Annotated in this window: 20 protein-coding genes; 10 read left to right on the top strand and 10 right to left on the bottom strand. The window is 49.3% G+C overall.

Going from position 1 to position 21,308, the window contains the following annotated elements; translation table 11 throughout:
* Window positions 1-5 precede the first annotated feature (5 nt).
* Complete coding sequence (locus CRO57_RS03120; protein WP_170955929.1) at window positions 6-1,868, bottom strand: methylmalonyl-CoA mutase subunit beta; 1,863 nt, start codon at window positions 1,866-1,868, stop codon at window positions 6-8.
* Window positions 1,869-2,508: 640 nt separating this feature from the next.
* On the opposite strand from CRO57_RS03120, the gene CRO57_RS03115 reads away from it, so the two are divergent.
* Together CRO57_RS03115 and CRO57_RS03110 are read left to right on the top strand one after the other, a co-directional pair.
* The gene (locus CRO57_RS03115; RefSeq protein ID WP_097151928.1) at window positions 2,509-3,252 is read left to right on the top strand and encodes a helix-turn-helix transcriptional regulator; all 744 of its coding nucleotides are present in this window, start codon (window positions 2,509-2,511) and stop codon (window positions 3,250-3,252) included.
* Window positions 3,253-3,554: 302 nt separating this feature from the next.
* On the top strand, window positions 3,555-4,193 hold the full coding sequence (locus tag CRO57_RS03110; RefSeq protein ID WP_097151927.1) for an EF-hand domain-containing protein: 639 nt from the start codon (window positions 3,555-3,557) through the stop codon (window positions 4,191-4,193).
* Window positions 4,194-4,374: 181 nt separating this feature from the next.
* On the opposite strand, the gene CRO57_RS03105 is transcribed toward CRO57_RS03110, so the two are convergent.
* Window positions 4,375-4,785 (bottom strand): DUF4332 domain-containing protein, encoded by a 411-nt coding sequence (locus tag CRO57_RS03105; RefSeq protein ID WP_097151926.1) that lies wholly within the window; start codon window positions 4,783-4,785, stop codon window positions 4,375-4,377.
* A gap of 88 nt (window positions 4,786-4,873) precedes the next feature.
* On the bottom strand, window positions 4,874-5,263 hold the full coding sequence (locus CRO57_RS03100; RefSeq protein ID WP_170955928.1) for a DUF2267 domain-containing protein: 390 nt from the start codon (window positions 5,261-5,263) through the stop codon (window positions 4,874-4,876).
* A 374-nt stretch (window positions 5,264-5,637) separates the two neighbouring features.
* Here CRO57_RS03100 and CRO57_RS03095 point away from each other — a divergent pair, with 374 nt between their 5' ends.
* On the top strand, window positions 5,638-7,230 hold the full coding sequence (locus CRO57_RS03095; protein WP_097151924.1) for a helicase HerA-like domain-containing protein: 1,593 nt from the start codon (window positions 5,638-5,640) through the stop codon (window positions 7,228-7,230).
* A 195-nt stretch (window positions 7,231-7,425) separates the two neighbouring features.
* Window positions 7,426-8,220, top strand: a complete 795-nt coding sequence (locus CRO57_RS03090; protein WP_141401167.1) for a hypothetical protein — start codon at window positions 7,426-7,428, stop codon at window positions 8,218-8,220.
* A gap of 8 nt (window positions 8,221-8,228) precedes the next feature.
* Here the strand turns inward: CRO57_RS03090 and CRO57_RS03085 are convergent, their stop codons facing one another.
* The 4 genes from CRO57_RS03085 to CRO57_RS03070 all read right to left on the bottom strand — a co-directional run bounded on the left by CRO57_RS03085 (window position 8,229) and on the right by CRO57_RS03070 (window position 11,361).
* Window positions 8,229-8,951 carry an autoinducer binding domain-containing protein gene (locus CRO57_RS03085; RefSeq protein ID WP_097151922.1) on the bottom strand — a complete coding sequence of 241 codons (723 nt, stop codon included), beginning with the start codon at window positions 8,949-8,951 and terminating at the stop codon, window positions 8,229-8,231.
* Window positions 8,952-9,153: 202 nt separating this feature from the next.
* Window positions 9,154-9,519, bottom strand: coding sequence for a DUF5368 domain-containing protein (locus CRO57_RS03080; protein ID WP_097151921.1), 366 nt, complete (start codon window positions 9,517-9,519; stop codon window positions 9,154-9,156).
* A 23-nt stretch (window positions 9,520-9,542) separates the two neighbouring features.
* A complete protein-coding gene (locus CRO57_RS03075; protein WP_210200739.1) occupies window positions 9,543-10,871 on the bottom strand; it encodes an NAD(P)/FAD-dependent oxidoreductase in 1,329 nt (442 codons plus the stop codon).
* A 289-nt stretch (window positions 10,872-11,160) separates the two neighbouring features.
* Window positions 11,161-11,361 (bottom strand): eL24 family ribosomal protein, encoded by a 201-nt coding sequence (locus CRO57_RS03070; RefSeq protein ID WP_097151919.1) that lies wholly within the window; start codon window positions 11,359-11,361, stop codon window positions 11,161-11,163.
* Between the two features lie 225 nt (window positions 11,362-11,586).
* Between CRO57_RS03070 and CRO57_RS03065 the strand changes: the two genes are divergently transcribed.
* Window positions 11,587-12,978, top strand: a complete 1,392-nt coding sequence (locus tag CRO57_RS03065; protein WP_097151918.1) for a M20/M25/M40 family metallo-hydrolase — start codon at window positions 11,587-11,589, stop codon at window positions 12,976-12,978.
* An 89-nt stretch (window positions 12,979-13,067) separates the two neighbouring features.
* On the opposite strand, the gene CRO57_RS03060 is transcribed toward CRO57_RS03065, so the two are convergent.
* Entirely contained in the window at window positions 13,068-13,559 is a 492-nt protein-coding gene (locus CRO57_RS03060) for a ferritin (protein WP_097151917.1), read from the bottom strand.
* Between the two features lie 609 nt (window positions 13,560-14,168).
* Between CRO57_RS03060 and CRO57_RS03050 the strand changes: the two genes are divergently transcribed.
* The 5 genes from CRO57_RS03050 (at window position 14,169) to CRO57_RS03030 (ending at window position 19,821) form a co-directional block, all read left to right on the top strand.
* The gene (locus CRO57_RS03050) at window positions 14,169-14,684 is read left to right on the top strand and encodes a DUF1131 family protein (RefSeq protein WP_210200738.1); all 516 of its coding nucleotides are present in this window, start codon (window positions 14,169-14,171) and stop codon (window positions 14,682-14,684) included.
* Window positions 14,685-14,820: 136 nt separating this feature from the next.
* Complete coding sequence (locus tag CRO57_RS03045) at window positions 14,821-16,188, top strand: RsiV family protein (protein ID WP_141401166.1); 1,368 nt, start codon at window positions 14,821-14,823, stop codon at window positions 16,186-16,188.
* A gap of 137 nt (window positions 16,189-16,325) precedes the next feature.
* The gene (gene meaB / locus CRO57_RS03040; RefSeq protein WP_425291271.1) at window positions 16,326-17,333 is read left to right on the top strand and encodes a methylmalonyl Co-A mutase-associated GTPase MeaB; all 1,008 of its coding nucleotides are present in this window, start codon (window positions 16,326-16,328) and stop codon (window positions 17,331-17,333) included.
* Window positions 17,334-17,475: 142 nt separating this feature from the next.
* Window positions 17,476-18,831, top strand: a complete 1,356-nt coding sequence (locus tag CRO57_RS03035; protein WP_170955927.1) for a TIGR03808 family TAT-translocated repetitive protein — start codon at window positions 17,476-17,478, stop codon at window positions 18,829-18,831.
* A 132-nt stretch (window positions 18,832-18,963) separates the two neighbouring features.
* Window positions 18,964-19,821, top strand: coding sequence for a response regulator (locus CRO57_RS03030; RefSeq protein WP_097151912.1), 858 nt, complete (start codon window positions 18,964-18,966; stop codon window positions 19,819-19,821).
* A gap of 6 nt (window positions 19,822-19,827) precedes the next feature.
* Here the strand turns inward: CRO57_RS03030 and CRO57_RS03025 are convergent, their stop codons facing one another.
* Both CRO57_RS03025 and CRO57_RS03020 read right to left on the bottom strand, forming a co-directional pair.
* Window positions 19,828-20,853, bottom strand: a complete 1,026-nt coding sequence (locus tag CRO57_RS03025; protein ID WP_097151911.1) for an asparaginase — start codon at window positions 20,851-20,853, stop codon at window positions 19,828-19,830.
* A 95-nt stretch (window positions 20,854-20,948) separates the two neighbouring features.
* Window positions 20,949-21,251 carry a YciI family protein gene (locus tag CRO57_RS03020; protein WP_097151910.1) on the bottom strand — a complete coding sequence of 101 codons (303 nt, stop codon included), beginning with the start codon at window positions 21,249-21,251 and terminating at the stop codon, window positions 20,949-20,951.
* Window positions 21,252-21,308 lie beyond the last annotated feature (57 nt).

Here is a 21,308-nt window from a genome sequence, read left to right as displayed (position 1 = left end):
TCTCCTTAGCCTTGAGCCACTGGTTGAATGCCCAGCTCGGCATGAATTCTGGAAAGCTCGGCCAATACGTCACAGCCTTCGAAGGCAAAAGCATCGACACCGGCGGCACTCAGAGCATCCATCAGGTCTTTAGGACGTCCTGCAAGATATACCATTTTGGTGCCGGCTTCTTTCAGTGATTTGGCAAAGTCTGCTCCGAACTCTTCATACAGAGCATCGGACCCCACTAGACAAGCAATCTCAGCTTTACTGTTCTTGAAGGCTTCGACGGCTGCATCTGAGTTTTCAAAGCCCTGATCAGACTGAGCAGCAACGCCACCAGCCTCAAAGAAGTTCTTCGCCCAGGTAGCTCGCGCAGTGTAATCAGCGATTTTGCCCATATTGGCGAAGAACACGGATGGAGCCTTATCAGCGACCTTGGCTGCTTCACGCAGAGCTTCATATGGCTCGGCAAGGCGCTGAGGTTTCAGTGCGGGACAAGTAATGCCTTCTTTGGCCAATTCTGGTGCCGAAACAGAGGAAACTGTTTCCACCTCAACAGCTGCCTCATGAATATCAGGGAAAGCAGAGGCACCCGTCAGTGCATTCTTGCGGCTGGCCAAAAGCTTGGCACGGCCCTCATTGGCCTCAGCAACCCATTCAGCAATCAGTCCAGCCTCAAGTGAAGCAATCATTCCATCAGCTTTCTCGACCGACTGGAACATACTCCAGGCTTGTTGGGCGATCTCGAACGTCAGGTTTTCAACGAAGCCGGAACCAGCAGCAGGATCAGTTACCTTGTAGAGGTTGGATTCTTCCAATAGAAGAGTTTGCAGATTACGAGCGATGCGGCGGGCAAACCCATCAGGCAACCCCAAAGCGGCGGTATGTGGCAAGATGGAGACACTATCCGCACCACCAACACCGGCTGCAAAACTCGCTGTTGTCACACGGAGAATATTTACCCATGGATCCAGACGGCTCATCATCGCCCAAGATGTTTCCGCATGAATTGCAAGTGGAATAAAATCAATACCAGAAGCCTGTAACAAACGCGCCCAGAGATGACGCATGGCACGGATCTTGGCCAATGAACCGAACTGGTTCGCTTCGACTGACAAGGTTACATCAATCAGAGGCAATGCCTCTGATGCGTCAAAACTAGCTTCTTCCAGTACACGCCAGTAAGCCACGATAGATGCCAACACCGCTGCGAGTTCTTGCGCATCGGTTGCACCAGCATCGTGATAAGGGCGACCATCAACAGTGATGAACGGACCTTTGAAGCCTTTTTCTTTCAGTTCCTTGATGCTCTCGATCATCTTTGCTGCGCGCTCTGGCCAGTTTGGAGCCAAAATGCCGGTAGACGCAAAAGCACCAATCGGATCAAGACCAAAGGAAACAGATAGATTTTCTGGTTCATAGCCACGTTGTGCAACAACATCTGCAAATGCGCTGGCTGCGATACGCCCAGTCACTCCGCCTTCCAGACGAATTTTTATCAGGTCCAGCAGAACCTCATCCAGAGCCTTGGAAAGGGTTTCTGTATCAGCCTGAAGTCCATAACCACGTGCTGACAAACAACCTGCAAATGGAATGGCCAACATGTTGGTTCCATTATTCAAGTCGATCAATGCTTGCTCATTGGCTTTTGCAGCGTCGGGATGATCCATTTTTTGACAGACATCCCAAGGAGCTTGTGCTGAACGCATTGCCATAGGGGCCTTACCCTCGCCGCGACCATAGATCGGATCAATTACCAGACCATCGGCCGTTTTCGTGGAGATACGGGACAGCGGGGCTCCTTTCAGGGCTTTTTCCGCCATATCCTGCCAATCTTTGCGCGAATAACCAGGAAAGGTATCCGAGATCTTTAGAGCGTCGCTCATTCTATTTGCTCCTATCTGAGACGCAGGTCCGCTTCCATACGCCGGGGCAAGCACACTGTTTTTCATGCAATTGTGGATACAATCACTAAGCGGCCATCGCCTTTTTCAATTCTCTCGCGACGATAAGCACGTATTTTCGACATCAGCTCCGCCACATAATAAATCTCTGATCTAGGGTTTAAGCCGACAAACAGGGCACCGCAAGCCCGTCAAATGGCGATATGCATAAGCCATCTGGCCAATTTTCGTAATTTCACGACTACATGTCGATTTTAGACCAAACGACGCGAATCAAAACTCTCGTTAGGGAAGCTTGCACTCTTCCACGAGCAATCCCGGATCTCACCAAGACAGATTATTTCTTGCTCAGCCCTGTCAACTTTAACAATATTCCGTGAAAAGCTTTTGGATTAATCTGTATAAAAACAATTAATTGGGTTGGATCGCCTAGTTTTTGTTGCTCGAAAATTCTCTTTACGTCATCGTAACGCCGCACGTTGGAGGGCGTGCTTTCATCAACCCATTCAGGCTGCCTTGGTTCGTGGAGACTTCTTAAGACCCTGATTAGACACCCACCTTCATTATCCCACCTTCCTCATATCTGGCACTTTCGCAAAGACATAAACAAGAAAAGCAAATCATGTCCCAGCAAGTAGACATCAAGGATGAGCTGCCAGTGACAGCTCTGATAGAACACAAACCTGAAGACTTGACCGGTTTTCTCGATTATGTCTGTGCAATATTGAGGCATAAAGGGGCCCAGCATATATTGATCACGGGTTTACCATTGCCCGGCAAGGCAATTGGCGAGCTGATCTATCGCAATCAATGGGGTCGCTCGGAGTCAGACAATTGTGATATTTGCGATATACTCGGTAGCGACATTCTTTTGCGCAAGATCGCTGGCTTAGCCACACCGCAGCTCTGGCGATATGAAGAAGCTCAATCCTGGCTGGAGGTGTCTCGATTGATCGAGATATTGGCAGAAAATCCGGCAGATCAAAAAAGCTTAAACAATATAATCGGCATTCATGTTCATCGGTTCAATCGTGTGCAAATGGCTATCATTGCTGCGGGTGAGACATTGAGATTGTCAGAACCGGACTTGTATTTCCTGAGCTGTCAATGCCAGGTCACGATGTTCGAATTGGATAGCGCTCGCCGGGTTGAACAAACACGCTCCGGGGAACTGTCCAATCGGGAACGTCATGTCCTTGCGCTAACTGCTCAGGGTAAAACTGCCAACCATATTGCTGAAGAGCTGCGTATTTCTCAACGCACGGTTCATGCCCACCTTCAAAATGCATCTGAAAAGCTACAAGCTTCCAACAAGACGCAAACAGTTATTGAAGCCGTACGTTATGGGCAGATCGAACTGAGCTAGACGACTGGTTCACCATAAATTGAATATTGGCTCGATTGTTGCTGTGTTATCGGCGTTGTTCCGCCCTGGTTCAGCGCATCTGTGCCTGCATTTTCCAACTTCCAAATATGCCCGTTCAGTAGCGTTACTAACCTTTATGCCATTCCATACCCCTTGTAAATGTAACCAAACGTATCGATAAACTGATCTGATAAAATTGATTACACGATAGCTGGGATCAACTTTTCTTGTAATACCGTTTGGAGCCTTTAAACGCCCTGTATGTGTTAAAATTCATACATACAAATACAGGAGCTAATGTCATGAAAACTCTCAAACTTACCACTCCTCTCACTGTCCTTGTTCTCGCTATTGCTTTGGGTGGAATCACCTTGGCGTATGGTCAGGGGAACAGCCCCGCAATGAAAGGTCAGGGCAAGGGTTATGGACAAATGGTGGAACAAGGCCAGCCTTACAAAAAAGGCCGAGGAATGGGGCAAGGCCTCGGCATGAAGCAGGGAAAAAACCGGGGTCGAAAAGATGGCCAAGGCCGAGCCTTTGATAGCGATTATATGCCGGCCTTCATGGCCGGATGGGACAGCAATGAAGATGGCATTGTCAGCCTACTCGAGGCCAAAGAACGCCGTGCCGATCTGTTTGCTGCCTTGGACGGCGATGACAATCAACTGATTGATGATGCAGAATTCAAAGATTTTCTGGAAGGTCAGGAAGATCAGGCCGCGGAAGAAGGAGCTGGCCATAAGCGAGCCATGGTAGGCATGAGCTTGGATTTTAATGACCTCAATCAAGATGGCACAGTTACAGAGCAGGAATTTGTAGATCAGACCGAACCTTGGTTGGCTCGAATGGATCGCAACAATGATGGCGATGTCACTCTTGCTGACTTCGGTCGCGGTGGTGGACGTGGTCAGGGATCTGGCAGAGGCCGCAACAGGAACTAATCCTCCCCGCATTATCGATGGTTGGCTTACGTCGGTATGATATTGCAAATGAATGGGTGTCCATTCTATCAGAATTGGTTGTATGACCAAGTTCGGCCAAACAAAAGGGCCCTTGCCGGCAATTGGCAAGAGCCCTTATTCAGTCCACCATTGTCTGACACACTAGCCAGCTCTTCATGGCTTAGTATGTCATCATTGGCGTCAGTTCTTTTGCCTCGGCAACCCACTTTTCGACATTGCCCTGTGCTGGAACCTGACGCACAAGCTTCTTCTCATCATTGGCTTCTTTCATGGCAACAGTCAGATTTGCGGCATTGCGATTGCGCAATTCCTTGACCGTATCCACGCCAGCAGCTTCCAGAAGCTCGGAATATTCTTCACCGACACCATTAATCCGCATCAGATCGGCCATATTGGCCCATTTCAGAATACGCTTATGGTCAATGCCGGTCTCTTTTTCCAGCGCCTTTCGACCTGCAGGATCTTTGGCTTTTTCCAGATAAGCTCCGGTATTGGAAATTCCAACAGTTTTTAGTTTCTCCGCATAAGTCGGGCCAATACCTTCGATTTTTGCGATCGGATAAGATGACATTCGTTCCTCCTTTACGACGAACAGCCCATATGCGACAGGGCCGGATTTCAAATAAAAAAGCGACCATCAGGCCGCTTTCTAGAATGGATTAGATAATTTGGTTAAGACCAGGAACTGAAGACACGATCTCATCGACCACTTCTTCACCTACGCTTTCTTTGGCTGCTCCAATCAACTCGGACGCCACCGACTGAACCTGACCCATGTCGAGGCCCGCAGAGTTCAGCTCATTCATAGCCGCCATGGCACCGCCCATACCGCCCATTGAGCCCATCAAACCTCCCAGCAAGCCTCCGCCACTGGAGCCCTCGTCCTCTGACACCAGATCGCTGGCACCAGGTAAAGCATCGAACAGAATGCTCATTTTGTCATCGGGTGCTTCCTTGTTCAGGAATTTGAGGATGATCTGCACTGCGGTTTTGGCGATGTCAGGTGAAATGCCAGCAGCCGAGGCAATACGTTCAATAATCTCGTCCATAATCGTCTCCCGATTCGGTTCTTTCTTGCTTTCAAGCAGTTTTCCACCTGGCAGCAAAGGTGACAACCTATGATCTTTGCTTTGGCAATCTCTCATAGCACTTTTATGATATCTACCCTAGCGTATCATTTGCTTGTCAGTGCTTCCATAGATCGATTTCTGCCTTGAAAAGACTTGTATAACTTGTTTTTTTCTAATCAATGATGCCTGAACACAGTGTGAATGAGCAAGAAAATAAGGCATCATCGACAGCATTGTTTATTGGATGGGAAGGGCTTTTGGACGCATTTGATTTGTAAGGGGCGACAGTCTTCAAATCAGAAGATGGGCGAATAGAAGTCATTTGGTTGTGCGAGAAAAGAATAGAGGGCGGAATGCTTAAAGACGGACAAGTCTATTTGGGGACAAGTTTCCTTACCGATAAAGATGGCAACCAATCCAGTCAGGGAGAATATCTCAATCTCAAACTGGCAAACCGACATGGCTTGATCGCAGGTGCTACAGGCACAGGCAAGACCGTCTCACTTCAAATCCTGACTGAAGGATTTTCTGCTGCTGGGGTTCCGGTTTTTTGTGCGGACGTCAAGGGTGATTTGTCCGGTCTGGCCGTAGCGGGTGAACCAAAGGATTTCCTTGCCAAACGCGCAGAAACCATCGGCTTTACCGATGACTATAAATATGAAGCCATGCCCGCCATCTTCTGGGATCTTTTCGGCGAACAGGGTCATCCCATCCGCACGACCATTTCCGATATGGGTCCCTTGTTGTTATCTCGTCTGATGGATTTGAATGCTACACAAGAAGGCGTATTGAACATAGCCTTCAAACTGGCCGACGATGAAGGTTTGTTGCTGTTGGATCTGAAAGATCTGCGCGCGCTTCTGGTGAATATGGAAGAGCGCCGGAAAGAACTGAGCACCGCCTATGGCAACGTCTCCACAGCTTCCATCGGGGCAATTCAGCGACAATTGCTGGTCCTTGAACAACAGGGTGCCGAACATTTTTTCGGGGAAGCAGCTCTGGATATCATGGACCTGATGCGTACGACACGTGATGGTCGTGGAATGGTCAATGTACTGGCGGCAGACAAACTGATGCAGTCCCCTCGCCTTTATGCCACCTTCCTGCTTTGGCTTTTGTCTGAACTATTCGAAGAATTGCCTGAAGTTGGCGACAGAGATCGTCCACGTCTAGTCTTCTTTTTTGACGAAGCACATCTGCTCTTCGATGATGCCCCCAAAATCCTGGTTGAGAAAGTCGAGCAAGTGGTCAAATTGATCCGCTCCAAGGGCGTCGGTGTCTATTTCGTAACCCAGAACCCGATTGATATTCCTGATGGCGTTCTTTCACAACTGGGAAACCGGATTCAACATGCCCTGCGTGCCTTTACACCGCGTGATCAGAAAGCTGTTCGTGTCGCTGCTGAAACTTTCCGCCCAAATCCGGGCCTGAATACCCGCGAGACCATCATGGCGATGGGCGTCGGAGAGGCTTTGGTCTCAACCCTGATGAAAAAGGGTGTACCATCCATTGTTCAGCAGACCTTGATCCGCCCTCCAAGCTCTCGCCTTGGCCCTCTCACCAAGGCTGAGCGAAAAGAAATCATCCAAAACAGTCCTGTCTATGGCGTTTATGATGAGCCAAAAGACCGAGAAAGTGCATTTGAAGTCCTGAAAGAACGAGCTGAGGAAAAGGCTCGTCGAGAAGAAGAGCAGCGTGCCGAGGAAGACCGCCAACGCGAGGACAAGGGCCGCATGCGTAAAGGACGCACGGGCTTCACTCTGCCTGACTTTGGTCGCGATGATCGCCCCACTCGCTCCTCCCGCCGCAAATCAACCCGCAGACGCAACTCCAATCGGCAGAGCGTGGCAGAAGCAGCGATGAAGTCGGTTGCTCGTTCGGTGGCCACATCTTTGGGCAAAGCATTGGTGAGAGGTATTCTTGGAAGTCTCAAGCGTGGTTTCTAATATAACGGTAAGATTTTGTTTACCTTAGATTAAATGCAATTTGTACTTTTACCTATTGCAAGGAAATATCATGGATGATGGGTCGGTCTGTTAGGACCGGCCTTTTCTTTTATGAAAGGCGCTCTCAGGCATACAAAAGAAACCAGGGTCAGAAGTGGTGCATCTATCGCTGGTCAAACAAGTGGGGCATTGCTCATGCGTCGCCTTAAGGCAGTCAAAGATTTAAGTGTTTTGATCGTTGCGCCCCGCCGCCATGACAGCAAGTTATGGGCTGATCTGCTGAAAAACTGCGGGATCAATCACCCTACTTCCATGGAAGATATCAAGCAGGCGGCTCATTTCATTGGTTCAGGTCAGGCCGACGTTGTTTTTGTTGATGAATCTTATGGTGCTGCTGGAATTGCCAACGTCCTCATCCCGTCACGTGGAGTAGAATTTGCAGGTGGTCGCGGCGTCTGTCTTATCCTGTGTTCCAAAAAGGCAACTGCTGCAGATGTTCTGAATGCGCGACGCCTTGGATTTGCATCACTGGTTATTCTGCCTGCCTCTACCGATACGGTGCGGAAACACCTGGAATTGGCAGCCCGCTATATTCCACCTACTGATGAGGAATTGGGATGGTCTATACCGGTCAAAAAAGAAGAAAAAGATCTACCCGCCTTGCCAGATGCTGCGGATGATCCTGCATTACAAGCCAAACAGGCACGCAATGATGCTTCTCCCATTCCTCAACAAAGAAATGAAGCGCAAGACAGCTTAGCTACCGACTCCATTTCCAATGCTGCCGAAGGCCTTTCTGCCATGCCTGATCAGCCTGAAAGAACAATACGGAAAGCGCCAGCAGCACCTTCCGACGCTCAATCCAAGGAGGACCGTCTGGATGAGGCTTGGGCAGAAGAAGAGGCCAGCCTTACTGATGACAACTTCGATGCAGGCACTGCTCCCGGTCGCTCCGGAGCATCCGCCGATGAGGAAGTCTTTTTTCTCTAACTACTCAATCAAAACCCAATCACCCTTTTGGCGAAGACTTTGGCCAATTCCCCGTTCTTGGATTGATTGGCCATTTTCTGCTGTGCCATTGCCAGATGGTAATTGACCTCTTCCGGCTTGAAGCTGATACGCAAGGCAATTTCTTTTGGCGAGAAACCGCTCGCCAGCTGCTGCATAACCTTTCGTTCGATAGCACTAAGCTCAGGTGTCGCAGAAAAGCCTATTCTTGCTTGCATGGCGTTGTAGGACAGATGTGTCACCAAGTTGAGGATTTCACCGCTCTCCTGCCATATCCTGCGCAGATCCTCTTTGGTCATATCACCTGCGGCGGCCCAACAAGCGATACCATCATCACCCATTGGCCTTACCGTGGAGATAAATCCCGCAACGGTGCCCGCATCTCCCGCTTCTTCAATGATCTTTCTTTGGATCGGTGTGAAGTTCCGAAACTTTTCATTCAAGAATTCCCGACCAATGACCTGCGGCTGACAAGAAGAGCCGCAATAGTCAAAGATCGCATCATGCTCTGCATAACCCTCCGCCAGATAATAGCTCATCCACCAATCAGGAAGATTGGTGTGCATTACATGGCGACCTGGCTGCAGGTCCATATATACAACACGCTCAAAACCGCGATTTTGAAAGAAGTTCTCTGTTACCTTCCAAATTTCTTCTTCCGTTTGCGCTGAATTCAAGGTGTCGATAAACCCAATTATCTTGCTTTTCAGCATACCCACTATCCCACCTTACTGGAGCGCTAGTCCAAGATCAGTAGAGGCAGAGTCTATGGCCTAATGCAAGTAGGTTTGACCGGTCAATGTCGCTATTTTCCGTTACGTCAGGGAAAACTTCAAAAGACTGACAACGATCCTCATTTCTTTGCCAGCCTTTCACTGTTTTGAAGAGAGGAAGCTTACACTATCCACCTCTTCGTCACTTTGTTTCATTGCCCTTCTGATGAGACAAAAAGAGCCCCTGCACCGTGTAGGCTGCCATCACTGTTCCAATGGCACCCGCCAACCAGATCATAAACAAAATAATCAGATCTATTGGTCCTCCGATATCGGAATAACCGGATGAAGTAATGGTCTGCACAAACCAGATGGCCAAAAAGCCACCGATCAAACCAATAATCTCGGAACGCAGGAAGCGGGCTGATACAACTGTTTTTTCGCGCATCAACACGAACAGAAAAGCCAACAATCCAAAGATCGCCAGCACAACCATACCCCAGAACAAGCCTATACCGAAGACCTCTTCAAACACAGCCAGCATAGTGGAAAATGTCAATTCTTTCATAGCAATGTTTCCTTACTCCGGCCTTAGGCCCGGCCCCTTACCATGGCCAGATAAGTGGCCTTGAGAGCAATTTCTTTCATCAACCAGGAGATCCAAAGCTCTTCCAATGGTGCAATTACACCAGGAAAGGAGGGTGTCAGGTTGTTCTTGTAATCAAACTCGACCAGCATCGCCCGGCCGATCCTGGTAATCAGCGGACAAGAAGTGTAGCCATTGTAAACTTCCTCAGAGGTCCTACCTTCGACATCGGCCACCAAATGGTCCACCGCCACTGGCACCTGCCATTTTACAGACGCAGCAGTTTTCCCTTTCGGAACACCCGCAACATCACCTATGGCCCAGACATTGGAATAGCGCACATGGCGCAGATTATATTTATCTACCTCAACAAAACCGTCTGCTGCCCATTTGCCTGTTTGCCAAGCCAAGGGAGAGGTACGAACTGCATCAGGAGCCCGCATTGGCGGAATCACGTTTGTGAAATCATATGGCATCTCCTGATCTCCGTCCGGAGTGGAGAAGGTGCAGATTTTCTTTCCGGGATCAATGGCCTTGAGCACGTGATGATAGACCGATTTTACATCTCGATCTTCAAACAGCATACGAACCTTCTCATTGACGATCGGCACTGAAAAGAAGGATTTCCCGTGAGCGCAATAATGCACTTCGATCTTGCTACGGTTACCTTTGCGGCGTGCACGGTCATCGGTCAGGAACGTATATTTCAGTGGTGCTCCGGCACATTTCATCTCGGTTGCCGGACGATAGAAGAGACCTATACCACCTGTGTCGGTAAATCGATCCATCTCACGCCAAGTGGCTTCCGCCTCTTCCGGACCCGCATAGACAGCACCGATACCATTCTTGCCAATAAGGTTACGTTCGAAGCCTTCAATTGCATCAAAATCCAGTTTCAGACCAGCAGTAACCAGCAGATAATCATAGGATATTGATTTACCGGAGGTGGTGATCACCTTGTTGGCATCCGGATCGAACTCAGCGACAGCCTCTTCAATCAGTTCTGCACCATTGGGCAACCAATCCTTCGTTGCTGAAACCGAGTAGTTGGCTGGCTTGAGCCCTGCCGCGATCAGTGTAAAACCTGGCTGGTAGAGATGGCGCTTACGGGCGTCAATCAGGGTGATTTTCACGCCATCGAGACGCTTTGCCAAACGATTGGCGGCAGCAAGCCCTGCGGCACCCGCCCCGACAATCACGATATGGGCTTTGGTTTTCGTCTGCGCTCTCGCACCAGAATGGGCAGCAACACTGGCTAATAAACCAGACCCTGCAGCCAATTTGAGCATATCTCGCCGAGAGGGGCGAATGAGCTCATCTTTCAAATCGGACATTATCATCTTTTCTCGTCATGAGTGAACCGAGACAGATGGATGCCTTTTGGGAAACGGCTTAGAGCGGGGGTATTTCAAAGAGACCAGTTGCGCGAAATTTGCGCAAGATGACAAGATCTGGTTGGGTACAGATCATGCGATCCCCTTGCAGATGGGCACCCCCCAGTCCCAAAGGCCACATCTATCTTCGTGACCTTTTTATCATATTTTAAATTCAATTAGTTCGAAATTACGCAATTATAGCTATGACACATCGACGCAGCGATAATGGTCGCATGCTTGAGGCCGGTCAAATGCCCTCAAGGCGCGCATCAAATGCCTCGGTTGCCGCTTCGAATTTGTCTTTACAACCGGGATTGCAGAAGCCTACCACATGCCCACGATAGTAAGTCAGGCTATCACTTGAGACCGCCTTGCCTGACCAAGGGCAAGTTTCGTTGACGCAATTGTCACGCGTCAGTTCTGGTAAGGCAGCAGTTTTGGATGTCATAGTAACGCCCCCTATCATTGCATTGATGACAAACTCTCCTGATGATCTGCAACACTTGCGCTCCTTACAAGAACCAGACCATTACGAAATTTCCTCACATTGGCTCTTTCACCCTGTCTGTGGAAGCCTTGGTTGGGGTCTGGTACGGCCTCAAACACCCTGTTAGGCTAAAGTTCAACTCATATTCAATTCCTGCCAATTGATCTCCATTCAAAGGATCCTTGCATGTCCAATATTGAAGCCGTTCTGGCTCATGTCGACGAAAATATCGATGCTTCCATCGAGCGCATGAAGGAGCTGGTGCGCTTTCAATCCATCTCTACAGATCCAGCTTATCAGGAAGAATGCCGCAAGACAGCTGATCATCTTGCAAGCGAGCTGAACACAATTGGCATTGCAGCGGATGTTCGCGTAACACCTGGCCATCCTATGGTGGTTGGTCATGCTGAGGGAAATGAAGGCAAAGCCGGTCCGCATGTGCTGTTTTATGGCCATTATGATGTTCAGCCGATTGACCCAATTGAGCTGTGGGATGCTGATCCCTTTGATCCTCAAATTGTCGAGAAAAATGGCATCAAAGTGATGACTGGCCGCGGCACGTCCGATGACAAGGGACAGCTACTAACCTTCATGGAAGCCTGCCGCGCCTATAAAGCGATCAATGGCGAGTTGCCCATCCCTGTTTCCATCCTTTTTGAAGGCGAAGAGGAAAGCGGCTCTCCTAGCCTTGTTCCCTTTCTGAATGAGAATAAGGAAGAACTGTCCAGAGATCTGGCGCTGGTCTGCGACACTGGCATGTTCGATCCTACCACCCCAAGCATAACCACCATGCTGCGGGGCCTCTTGGGCGAGGAAATCATAATCACAGCAGCAAATCGCGACTTGCATTCCGGCATGTATGGTGGGCCTGCAGCCAACCCGATCAAAATCCTGACCAACATCCTTGCAGACATGCATGATGAAAATGGTCGCGTGACTATCCCGGGCTTCTATGATGGTGTTGAAGAGCTGACACCAGAAGTGAAGGCGCAATGGGATGCCCTGCCCTTTGATGCGCAAGCTTTCCTCGGTGATATAGGTCTTTCGATACCGGCTGGCGAAACAGCCTACAGCGTCTATGAATTGGTCAATGCTCGCCCCACCTGCGAATTCAATGGTATCACTGGCGGCTATAGTGGTGATGGTTTCAAGACCGTGATTGCTTCAAAAGCCTCGGCTAAAGTTTCTTGCCGCTTGGTTGGCAAGCAGGATCCGCTTAAAATTCGCGAAGCCTTCCGTGCTTTCGTTCGTGAGCGGGTGCCGGCTGATTGTAGCGTTGAGTTTCTTGACCACGGTGCAGGCCCGGCACACAGTCTTTCACCTGATTACCCTCCACTCAAGAAAGGCGCAGAGGCGCTGAAAGATGAATGGAACAAGGATGCGGTGATGATGGGTATGGGTGGTTCTATTCCGATCGTTGGAGAATTCAAGGACATTCTTGGCATGGATTCCATGCTGATCGGATTTGCATTGGATGATGACAATATCCATTCACCCAATGAGAAATATAACATTGAGAGCTACCACAAGGGCATTCGGTCTTGGGTTCGGGTTCTGAATGCACTGGCAAAAGACTAGCTCTTTCGCTTTGAAATGATCGCAACATGAAAATGGCCGGGCACTGCCCGACCATTTTCTTTTTAGCTCTTTTGTTATCTGCAAAGACATCAGGCGTTACGACTTCCCAGACGCGCATCCAGATCCTGCAAATTCCATTCATCATCACCAGCAGCTTTTGCCAGCATGAAGTTACGGCGGAAGGTGTCTTCCTCTTCCACCTGTTCGTCAAGGAACCATTGCAGCATGGCCGTGGTACCATATTCCTTTGCCTCTGCCGCCACTTCGAAAATGTCATGGATAGCTGCGGTTACAAGCTTCTCGTGATTGTAAGCCGTTTCCCAGGCATCTGTAGGCGACGTGAATTCTGTTTTTGGGGCTTCAAGCTCAGTAATTGTAATCCGCGCACCACGCTTTTGCATGAAGTCGAACAATTTCTTGGCATGCTCATGCTCTTCGACAGAATGAGCCTGAAACCAAGAGGACATTCCAGGAAGATCACGGGAGGAGAAGTAAGCGGCAATAGAGAAATACAAATGTGAGGCGAACAGTTCGCTATTGATTTGTGCGTTGAGTTTTTCCGCTACTTTGGCATTCAGCATTTTATGCTCCTTAAACGATTTATCGCATTGTTTTGTTGGCGTCTGTTCACTTGGTCCAAATGGGAACAGCTCCTGATCCTCTCGACAAATCTATGCCTTTCAAAATAAAAACAAAATCAAAAATCTGAAATAAAAGTAAAAATCAACAGATATACTTACAATTAAAAATCATTCTCAAATATACTTAATAATGAAAATCATTCTTATTTACATCCAGCTATTTAATTTCACTTTCGGTCCAAAATTGGGAAAAAATCGTTACCAAACTCGAGAACCCAGGTATCTCCAATTTGCCTGTAAACCCCAAATCAAGCACTTTCGTTCCCTTCAATGGGGTGTTAGGGTCTCATCCGGTGCGATTTGGCAGAAACATCAGTTTTGTGAAATTGATTTGGCGCAGTCCGCTATTGCGCCTTTTTGATTAGAGTGTTCTTCTGCCGCTCTTTCTACGTCCTTTGAGATGTTGGAAATAACAAAATGGGAACGCCGTATGTCGACGGCGTGACAGATAGATAGATGGACGTTTCAATGCCTTGTGCGCTGTCTCGGATTGCTTCCAAAGTAATTTTGGGGGGAATTTTAGTATTTTTGTCCGGTTGTGGCTCCTCAATGACGCCTCTCAGCGACCCGGCAGGTGCACCACCACCTGCTGCTGTTCTGCAAGTTACCGATCAAGGTGTCGGTGGTCTGGGAGACGAGACCGGTTATGGCCCCAAAGCAATCGGGGCTGCATTACCCGGATACAATATTGAGACCATTCAAACCGCCGGGGAGAATGGCACCCAATGGACATATGCGGCCTTTCTGGACGGTCTGCAAATGGTTCAGGTTTTCAAAGGAACCAGTGGGAAAATTGGTGTCGTTCATGGTGTAGGAGACGCTATTGCAGGGCCAAATGGGGAGCGCCTGGGCATGACATTCTCACAATCCGGGCTCCCTCGTTCTGCATGTCGTGTCGGCAAGAATTTGTGGCGTGGCATGGCAATTTGCAGTGCCAAAAACACGCGGTCTGTATCGCTGGTCTTTGCAATTTCGGGTTATGCGGGTCCATTTGATCGACTGCCAGCCGACAGGGAACTGGGTGGTGCAACCTTGCAGCGCATTCTTTGGTCACCAGCTCGTTGACACTGAGCAGGCTTGATCCTTTCCTTTAGGGGATGAGAGGGAAGTAAATATGATGGCGAATGCATCAAAGACACTGATGTTGTTCAATAGGACCAAAATAAATATGCCGAGCCAACAATCTCGAGCTCTTAAAACTATGTCATGCAGGATTTTGGCTCTTGGTCTGGTCGGCATTTTTGCGACCACTGCATTCGACGTCGCTGCTCAAAGCACAATTTCCAATGTTACGGCTCCTCAGATCGCAAGTGACTTCACATTCCAGCCATCATCCAATATTGCTCGAATGGCTCAGACGAATTCATCCACCGCCAATGCAACCTCCGGTGAAACAACTCATGACACGCGGAACAAGCCAGAAACCGTTACGATTCAATCCCAATCCAACTCCAACATATTAGGTCCATTGAAGCCCTTTCTTCTGCATTCCAAGGATGCAACCATTACCTATCTGATGCCGGGAGCTATTGTTCATCGAGCCGGATTGGATCTGGCTTTGCGCTCGGAATTGGAAAATCGGGCATTGGACTTCTGGCAGCTATCGCGTCAGGTTCGTAGCAAACTTCCAGCTTTTTCCGTTTCTCCTTTTCTATTGCGCTCACGAGTTGAAGACCGCTTCCAATCTTCACATTATTCGTCCCTTTATTGGCAGGAAGAGCAACAGACTGGTGACGCATCCGGCACATTATCCATTCATACCCTCACCTATGATCATGAGAGCGAAAAGGTTATCGGATTGCAAGATCTGTTGGGCAGTCAGGATGATAATCATTATCGCGCATTGCTGGATTTGCTCAACGCCTATATTCGTGCCGACATCGCCCGACAGAAATCTCTGCGTTTGGGATCATCCATCACACCTGACCAAGATGCCTGGCTGAAAGAATTCAGCCCAACAGAAGAGAAGCTTTCCACCTTCAATCTGGTTCCCTCAACAGAAAACGGATTGATTGCTGGCCTGACTTTTTATTTCAATCCTGGCCTTTTAGGTGCTGAGGCCGATGGCGCTTATTCCGTTTATGTCCCTTCCTCCATTTTCGCCACCAGTCTTCAGCCCGATTATGCCGCCAACTTTGGTGGGGAGGCACTAAAAGTCAATACGTATGCATCCAATGGGCTCTCCTCAGCCATGGTACACCTACGTAACTTAAAAGAAGGAGATGAGCTTGCCGGTTCCATGGTGATTGAAGGGGAAGTGCCGCAAAACTGGTGCAATGGTCTACATGTGACCTTACTGGATGGTGATGAGATCGTCTCCGAGGGTGCGGTCACAATGGAACCCAATCTTCAGGGTTTCGGTCTCGTGGATGGCATGATCCGTTTTCGAGTGGAAATGGATGTCAATGGAGAGGGTGGCAATCCGGGAAGACTGACATTCGAACCCTATCAGGTTGAACAACAAGATGGGCAAGCAGTCTTAAAAAAGGGACATGGTTGCGATCCTCAAAAATCCCTGACCCTGCCGAATCCGATCAATGATCAAATCTCCTTGTCAGTGGTTTATTAAGTCATTATTTCTGTTCGCAGATCGCGACAGTTCACACATAACCTTATGGCGACAAGACATCCGGGGTGAACTGCGCTATGAGCAACAGTGAGATTAGCTCACGGACTTTATGCATTGCTTCAGCGAATACAGGAATGATGCCCATGGCCCCTGCCAACCTAAATGCCGAAGATCTGGCTCATCGTATTCTGGATGGAAATCGTGCAGCATTGGCAAGAGCCATCACTCTGATCGAGAGCCGCAAGCCTGCCCATCGTGCGATTGCTCATGATCTTCTGACCCGCCTCTTACCCCATAGCGGTGGCGCACATCGGGTTGGAATCACCGGAGTGCCTGGCGTCGGCAAGTCGACAACCATTGATCAGCTGGGTTCCAATTTGACAGCCATGGGCAAGAAGGTCGCCGTTCTTGCGGTAGATCCCTCTTCAACCCGCACGGGCGGCTCAATTCTGGGTGACAAGACCCGCATGGAGCAGTTGTCCATTGATCGCAACGCTTTCATTCGCCCCTCTCCTTCCGCTGGTACTTTGGGCGGTGTAGCCGCCCGCACCCGCGAAACCATGTTCTTATGTGAAGCAGCCGGGTTCGATGTCATTCTGGTGGAGACGGTAGGCATCGGTCAATCTGAGACCACCGTTGCCGATATGGTGGATTTCTTTCTGGTTCTGATGCTTCCCGGTGCTGGTGATGAATTGCAGGGTATCAAGAAGGGTGTTCTGGAAATTGCCGATATGATTGCCGTCAATAAAGCGGATGGCGACGGTGCACGGCGCGCCCGCAAAGCAGCTGCTGAATATCGTGCTGCTCTGCATATCATGACCCCGGCCAGCCCAAGCTGGACACCTCCCGTCATGACCATATCCGGTCTTGCCAATGAAAGCCTCGACAAGATGTGGGAACAGGTGGAAAGCCATCAACAAAAGCTGAATGCTACAGGCGAATTGCAAGCCAAGCGCTCGGGTCAGCAAGTTCGCTGGATGTGGTCCATGGTTGAAGATCGCATGCGTGCCCTCCTTCATGACAGTCCGGCTGTTACAACATTGCTATCTAACGTTGAGGCTCAGGTCCAAAATGGACAATTGCCAGCCTCTGTCGCAGTCGAGCAGATCATGTCTCAATTGCTGACCAGCCTTCGAGCGGAATAAGCAAACCCTCACTCATTCCTGCCATTGTTTAATCTGCGAACATCGACTTGAGCCGTACAATTGTGCTGTGCTCTTAACTCGCCTTTCACATGCTGCTGTCAGATTTACCTTTCAAATCTGCATGCCGCTGAAAGGGAGTTCCATGTCGTCTCACTTGTCCCGTCGCTCATTTTTGAACCGATGCCTTGTTGGCCTTGGCGGTGTTGGATTGGCCTCTGCAACACCTGCACATGCTTCATCTTGGCTGGATGGCGGGAAGTCTGGGTTGATTCCCAACGGTAGAAAAGATCAGTCCAAAGCCATGAGAAAGGCCATGAGCCGTGCTGCTCATGAGAAGCGGCCGCTTTTCCTGCCTGCTGGCCGCTATGTGGTACGAGATCTGGAGCTTCCCTCCGATCTACACATGATTGGAGCGTTGGGGCAGAGCGAGTTGATCATGAGGTCGGGCGCAAGGTTTTTACTCCGGGCAAATGCGCGCAAGAATATCCGCCTTGAAAGTCTTACCCTTCGTGGCATAGGTGCCACAATCTCATCAGAAATCACCGCTCAATTGGAAGCCGTGAACTGCCAGCGTCTGGTTATTGACAATTGTCACTTCGTGCAGGGTGGACGAACCGGCATCCAATTGGAGGGATGCTCTGGTGAAATCACCTCCTGTGAATTCCGACAATTGGGCCGCTATGCCATTTTCTCTCGCCATGCCAAAGGACTCTGGATCGAAAAGAACCGAATTGATGACATTGGTGACGGTGGAATTCTGATCCATCGCGGAGAATTCGGCCCTGATGGCACTCGGGTTCTCAATAACCGTATCTCTAATATACATGCTGCTCGGGGCGGCTCTGGTCAATATGGTAACGGCATCAATATCTTTCGCTCTGACAACGTGTTGATATCGGGCAATCACATTGCCGACTGCCAATATTCCGCCATCCGCTCCAATGGTGCCAAGCAGTGCCATATCATCGGCAATCATTGTCTTGGGTCAGGGGAAGTGGCGCTCTTTAGCGAATTTGAATTTGACGGTGCGATTATTGCCAATAACAGTATTGAAGGTGGGGCAGCCGGCATATCCATCGCCAATTTCAATCGTGGTGGACGGCGTGTCACGGTGACAGGCAATCTCATCCGCAATATGACCAATTCCACACCACATCAAGGGCCTCGTTTGAACAATTATGGCCTTTATGTTGAGGCCGATGCGGTTGTGAATGGCAACAACATCGAAGGCTGCCCAAGCAAGGGCATGATATTGGGATTTGGCCCATATATGCGCAATATTGTGGCTAGCAATAATCTGGTTCGTGGCTCTCAGGTTGGCTTGGCGGTCAGCATTGTTCCAAAAGCTGGCAGTGTTCTGATTGAGAGCAATCTATTTGAAGATGTCACCACTGCCATTGCTGGGTTCCGTTGGCGAGACCAATCCACCGGCGAGCTATTGGGCAATCCTGACAAAGTCCCTGCCAATATTCGTCTGAACAACAATCAAATAGCATAATCAGTTAAAACATGACCTTAATGCGGTTGGCTTCAATGAAGGCCTTAACAGCAATTTTCCATACAAATGTCTAATTCACTCATCGTTCATTAACAGACTTGCCCTAATATTCGCGCGGGGAAATTAGAGGGGATGGGCACGATGGTCGCCTTGCGCAAAATTCTCGTTGCAGATGATTCTTCAACGGTTCGCACTGCCTTTTGTCAGGCAATTGAACAGATTGATCAGACAATCGAAATCATCCAAGCCAAGGATGGCGTAGAGACTGCAGCAGCATTGGCAAACCATGTCGTCGACATGGCCTTCATTGACGTCAATATGCCCGGTATGTCCGGAATTGAAGCACTGGAACTTGCGCGCAAAGCCGGGGTGGATACCTTTGTGGTTTTGATGTCTGGCCACTTTGACCCGCAACTCATTTCACAAGCCAAGCGCTTTCACGCTTATGACTATCTGAAAAAACCTTTCCAATTTGACGAAATCAAGCGACTGTTGAGCTATCAGCAACGCATCCGTCACCAAAAATCTCTGTTGGTGGTCGATGATTCGAAAGTGGTTCGTCGTGTGGTGTTCAAGGTTTTGAATGAGAGCCAATTCTCGCTCAACAGTTCCGAGGCTGATTCTGGTGAGCAAGCCATTCAGCTTTGCCGCAGCATTCCCTATGATATCATTTTCATGGACTATCATATGCCCGGCTTTGATGGACTTCGGGGGGCACGGGAAGTAATGAAAATCCTACCCAAAGCCAAGATCATCCTGATGAGTGCTGATGGCAGCGATCAGGTGATAGAAAAGGCCCGAACCAACGGGTTGGCAGGTTTCATGAAGAAACCTTTCTACCCCGATGATGTCGACATGATCCTGCACGAGATCATGGGGCTAAAACCTCCCAGCATTGGCAAGGAGGCTATTCTCTTCCCACAGAAGGAAGTCTCAGCGCCTGCAGCAAAGGAAGCCAATGCTGAAGACGATGATGCATTCCTCATCTAACTCACTCTATCTGCGCAATTGTTCCAGAACTCCGTCAGCAAGACGGATGTCACCAACATGGATTCCGTTCCAGTTCTTCATCTGTACCAAATTATAATCAGCCAGAGCCTTTTGCTCTGCCTCACTCATTGGCAACAAGGCTTGTAGCACGCTGGTCATCATCATTTCGGCGGCCCGGAATGAACCATCCCAGCATTTCAGGGCAACTCCAAAGCCGAGCTCAGGCAATGCCGCACAAAACACACCTTCTGCGCCGACTTTGACAAAAGCCCGTTCACCAAAAATCTTCATAACATCAGTACAATAACGATCATGTCCCGCGACCATATAGGGTGCCTCTGCAACCGCTTTACGTAGTCTCTCTGAGGCTTTCGCTCGCTCTGCTTGCATGCCGATACCGGTCGCAAATTTGGCAAAGGCATGCGCCCAGTTTTTCAGAGGCAGTGCGTAGGTTGGAATTGAACATCCATCGGTACCGCAAGCATGTAAGGCACCATCTTCGAGATTTTTCACCTCCGTCAGATCTTCCAGAACTGCCCTTATCTCTCGCTGCACCGGATGATCCAGATTGACATAGCCCTGATGATCGAATCCTGCTTTTTGAGAGAAACACAAAAAGCCAGCATGCTTGCCGGAACAATTGTTATGAAGGGCAGAAGGCTGTAGGTGGGCGCGATGCAAATGGGCCTGATCAACTTCGAACTTTGGAGCTTGGGTACCACATTCCAACGCATGGTCGTCCAGCCCGCAGGCTTTCAGCATTGCAGCAGAGACCTTTGTATGGATCTCTTCACCGTTATGAGACGCGCAGGCAATAGACAGTGCTTCCTGAGAGAGAGAGTAAGCATCCGCCGCACCAGATTCGATCAATGGCAGAGCTTGCAATCCCTTGATGGCAGAGCGAGGAAAAACCGGGCGTTCAATGTCACCAATCTGTCGCACCATCTCGCCGTTGCTATCTACAATGGCAATGGCGCCATCATGCCAACTCTCAACCCAGCTCCCACGGGTCACTTCCACCAATGCAGCCATTCACCTCTCCCAGTATATTTTATAAAATATCGCTTTATACGACTTTAGTCCGACAGAAAGTAGCCACTCCCCTCCGATAGAGCAAGAGGCGGCCTTTATAAGTCACCATCCGCCTTCATACGTGGAACAAATTCAGTAATTTCATAGGCAGCAAGCGCATGAATATGAAACGGATCTTCCTTGATGAGGTTCTCAATTTCTTGACGAGATGAGCCTACAGCTATGATCATGCCACCAGTTCTGGGCACTTTGGGGCCAGATGCGAGAAAGCGCTTTTGATCATAGTTGCGCTGCAAGAAATCCATATGCGCCGAGATGTGGGGCTCCACCTGTTCAATCGGGACTATATAATTGAGATCAATAGTGAAGAGATTGGCATCTTTTTCAATGAGAGGCACGATATTTCCTTATCAGTAAATCAGGGATCTCGGGAATCATACATGACAAAGAACCAC

Source organism: Cohaesibacter gelatinilyticus, assembly GCF_900215605.1.
Lineage (GTDB): Bacteria > Pseudomonadota > Alphaproteobacteria > Rhizobiales > Cohaesibacteraceae > Cohaesibacter > Cohaesibacter gelatinilyticus.
Note: the sequence above shows the minus strand (reverse complement) of the source record. Positions and strands in the feature narration are given on the sequence as shown.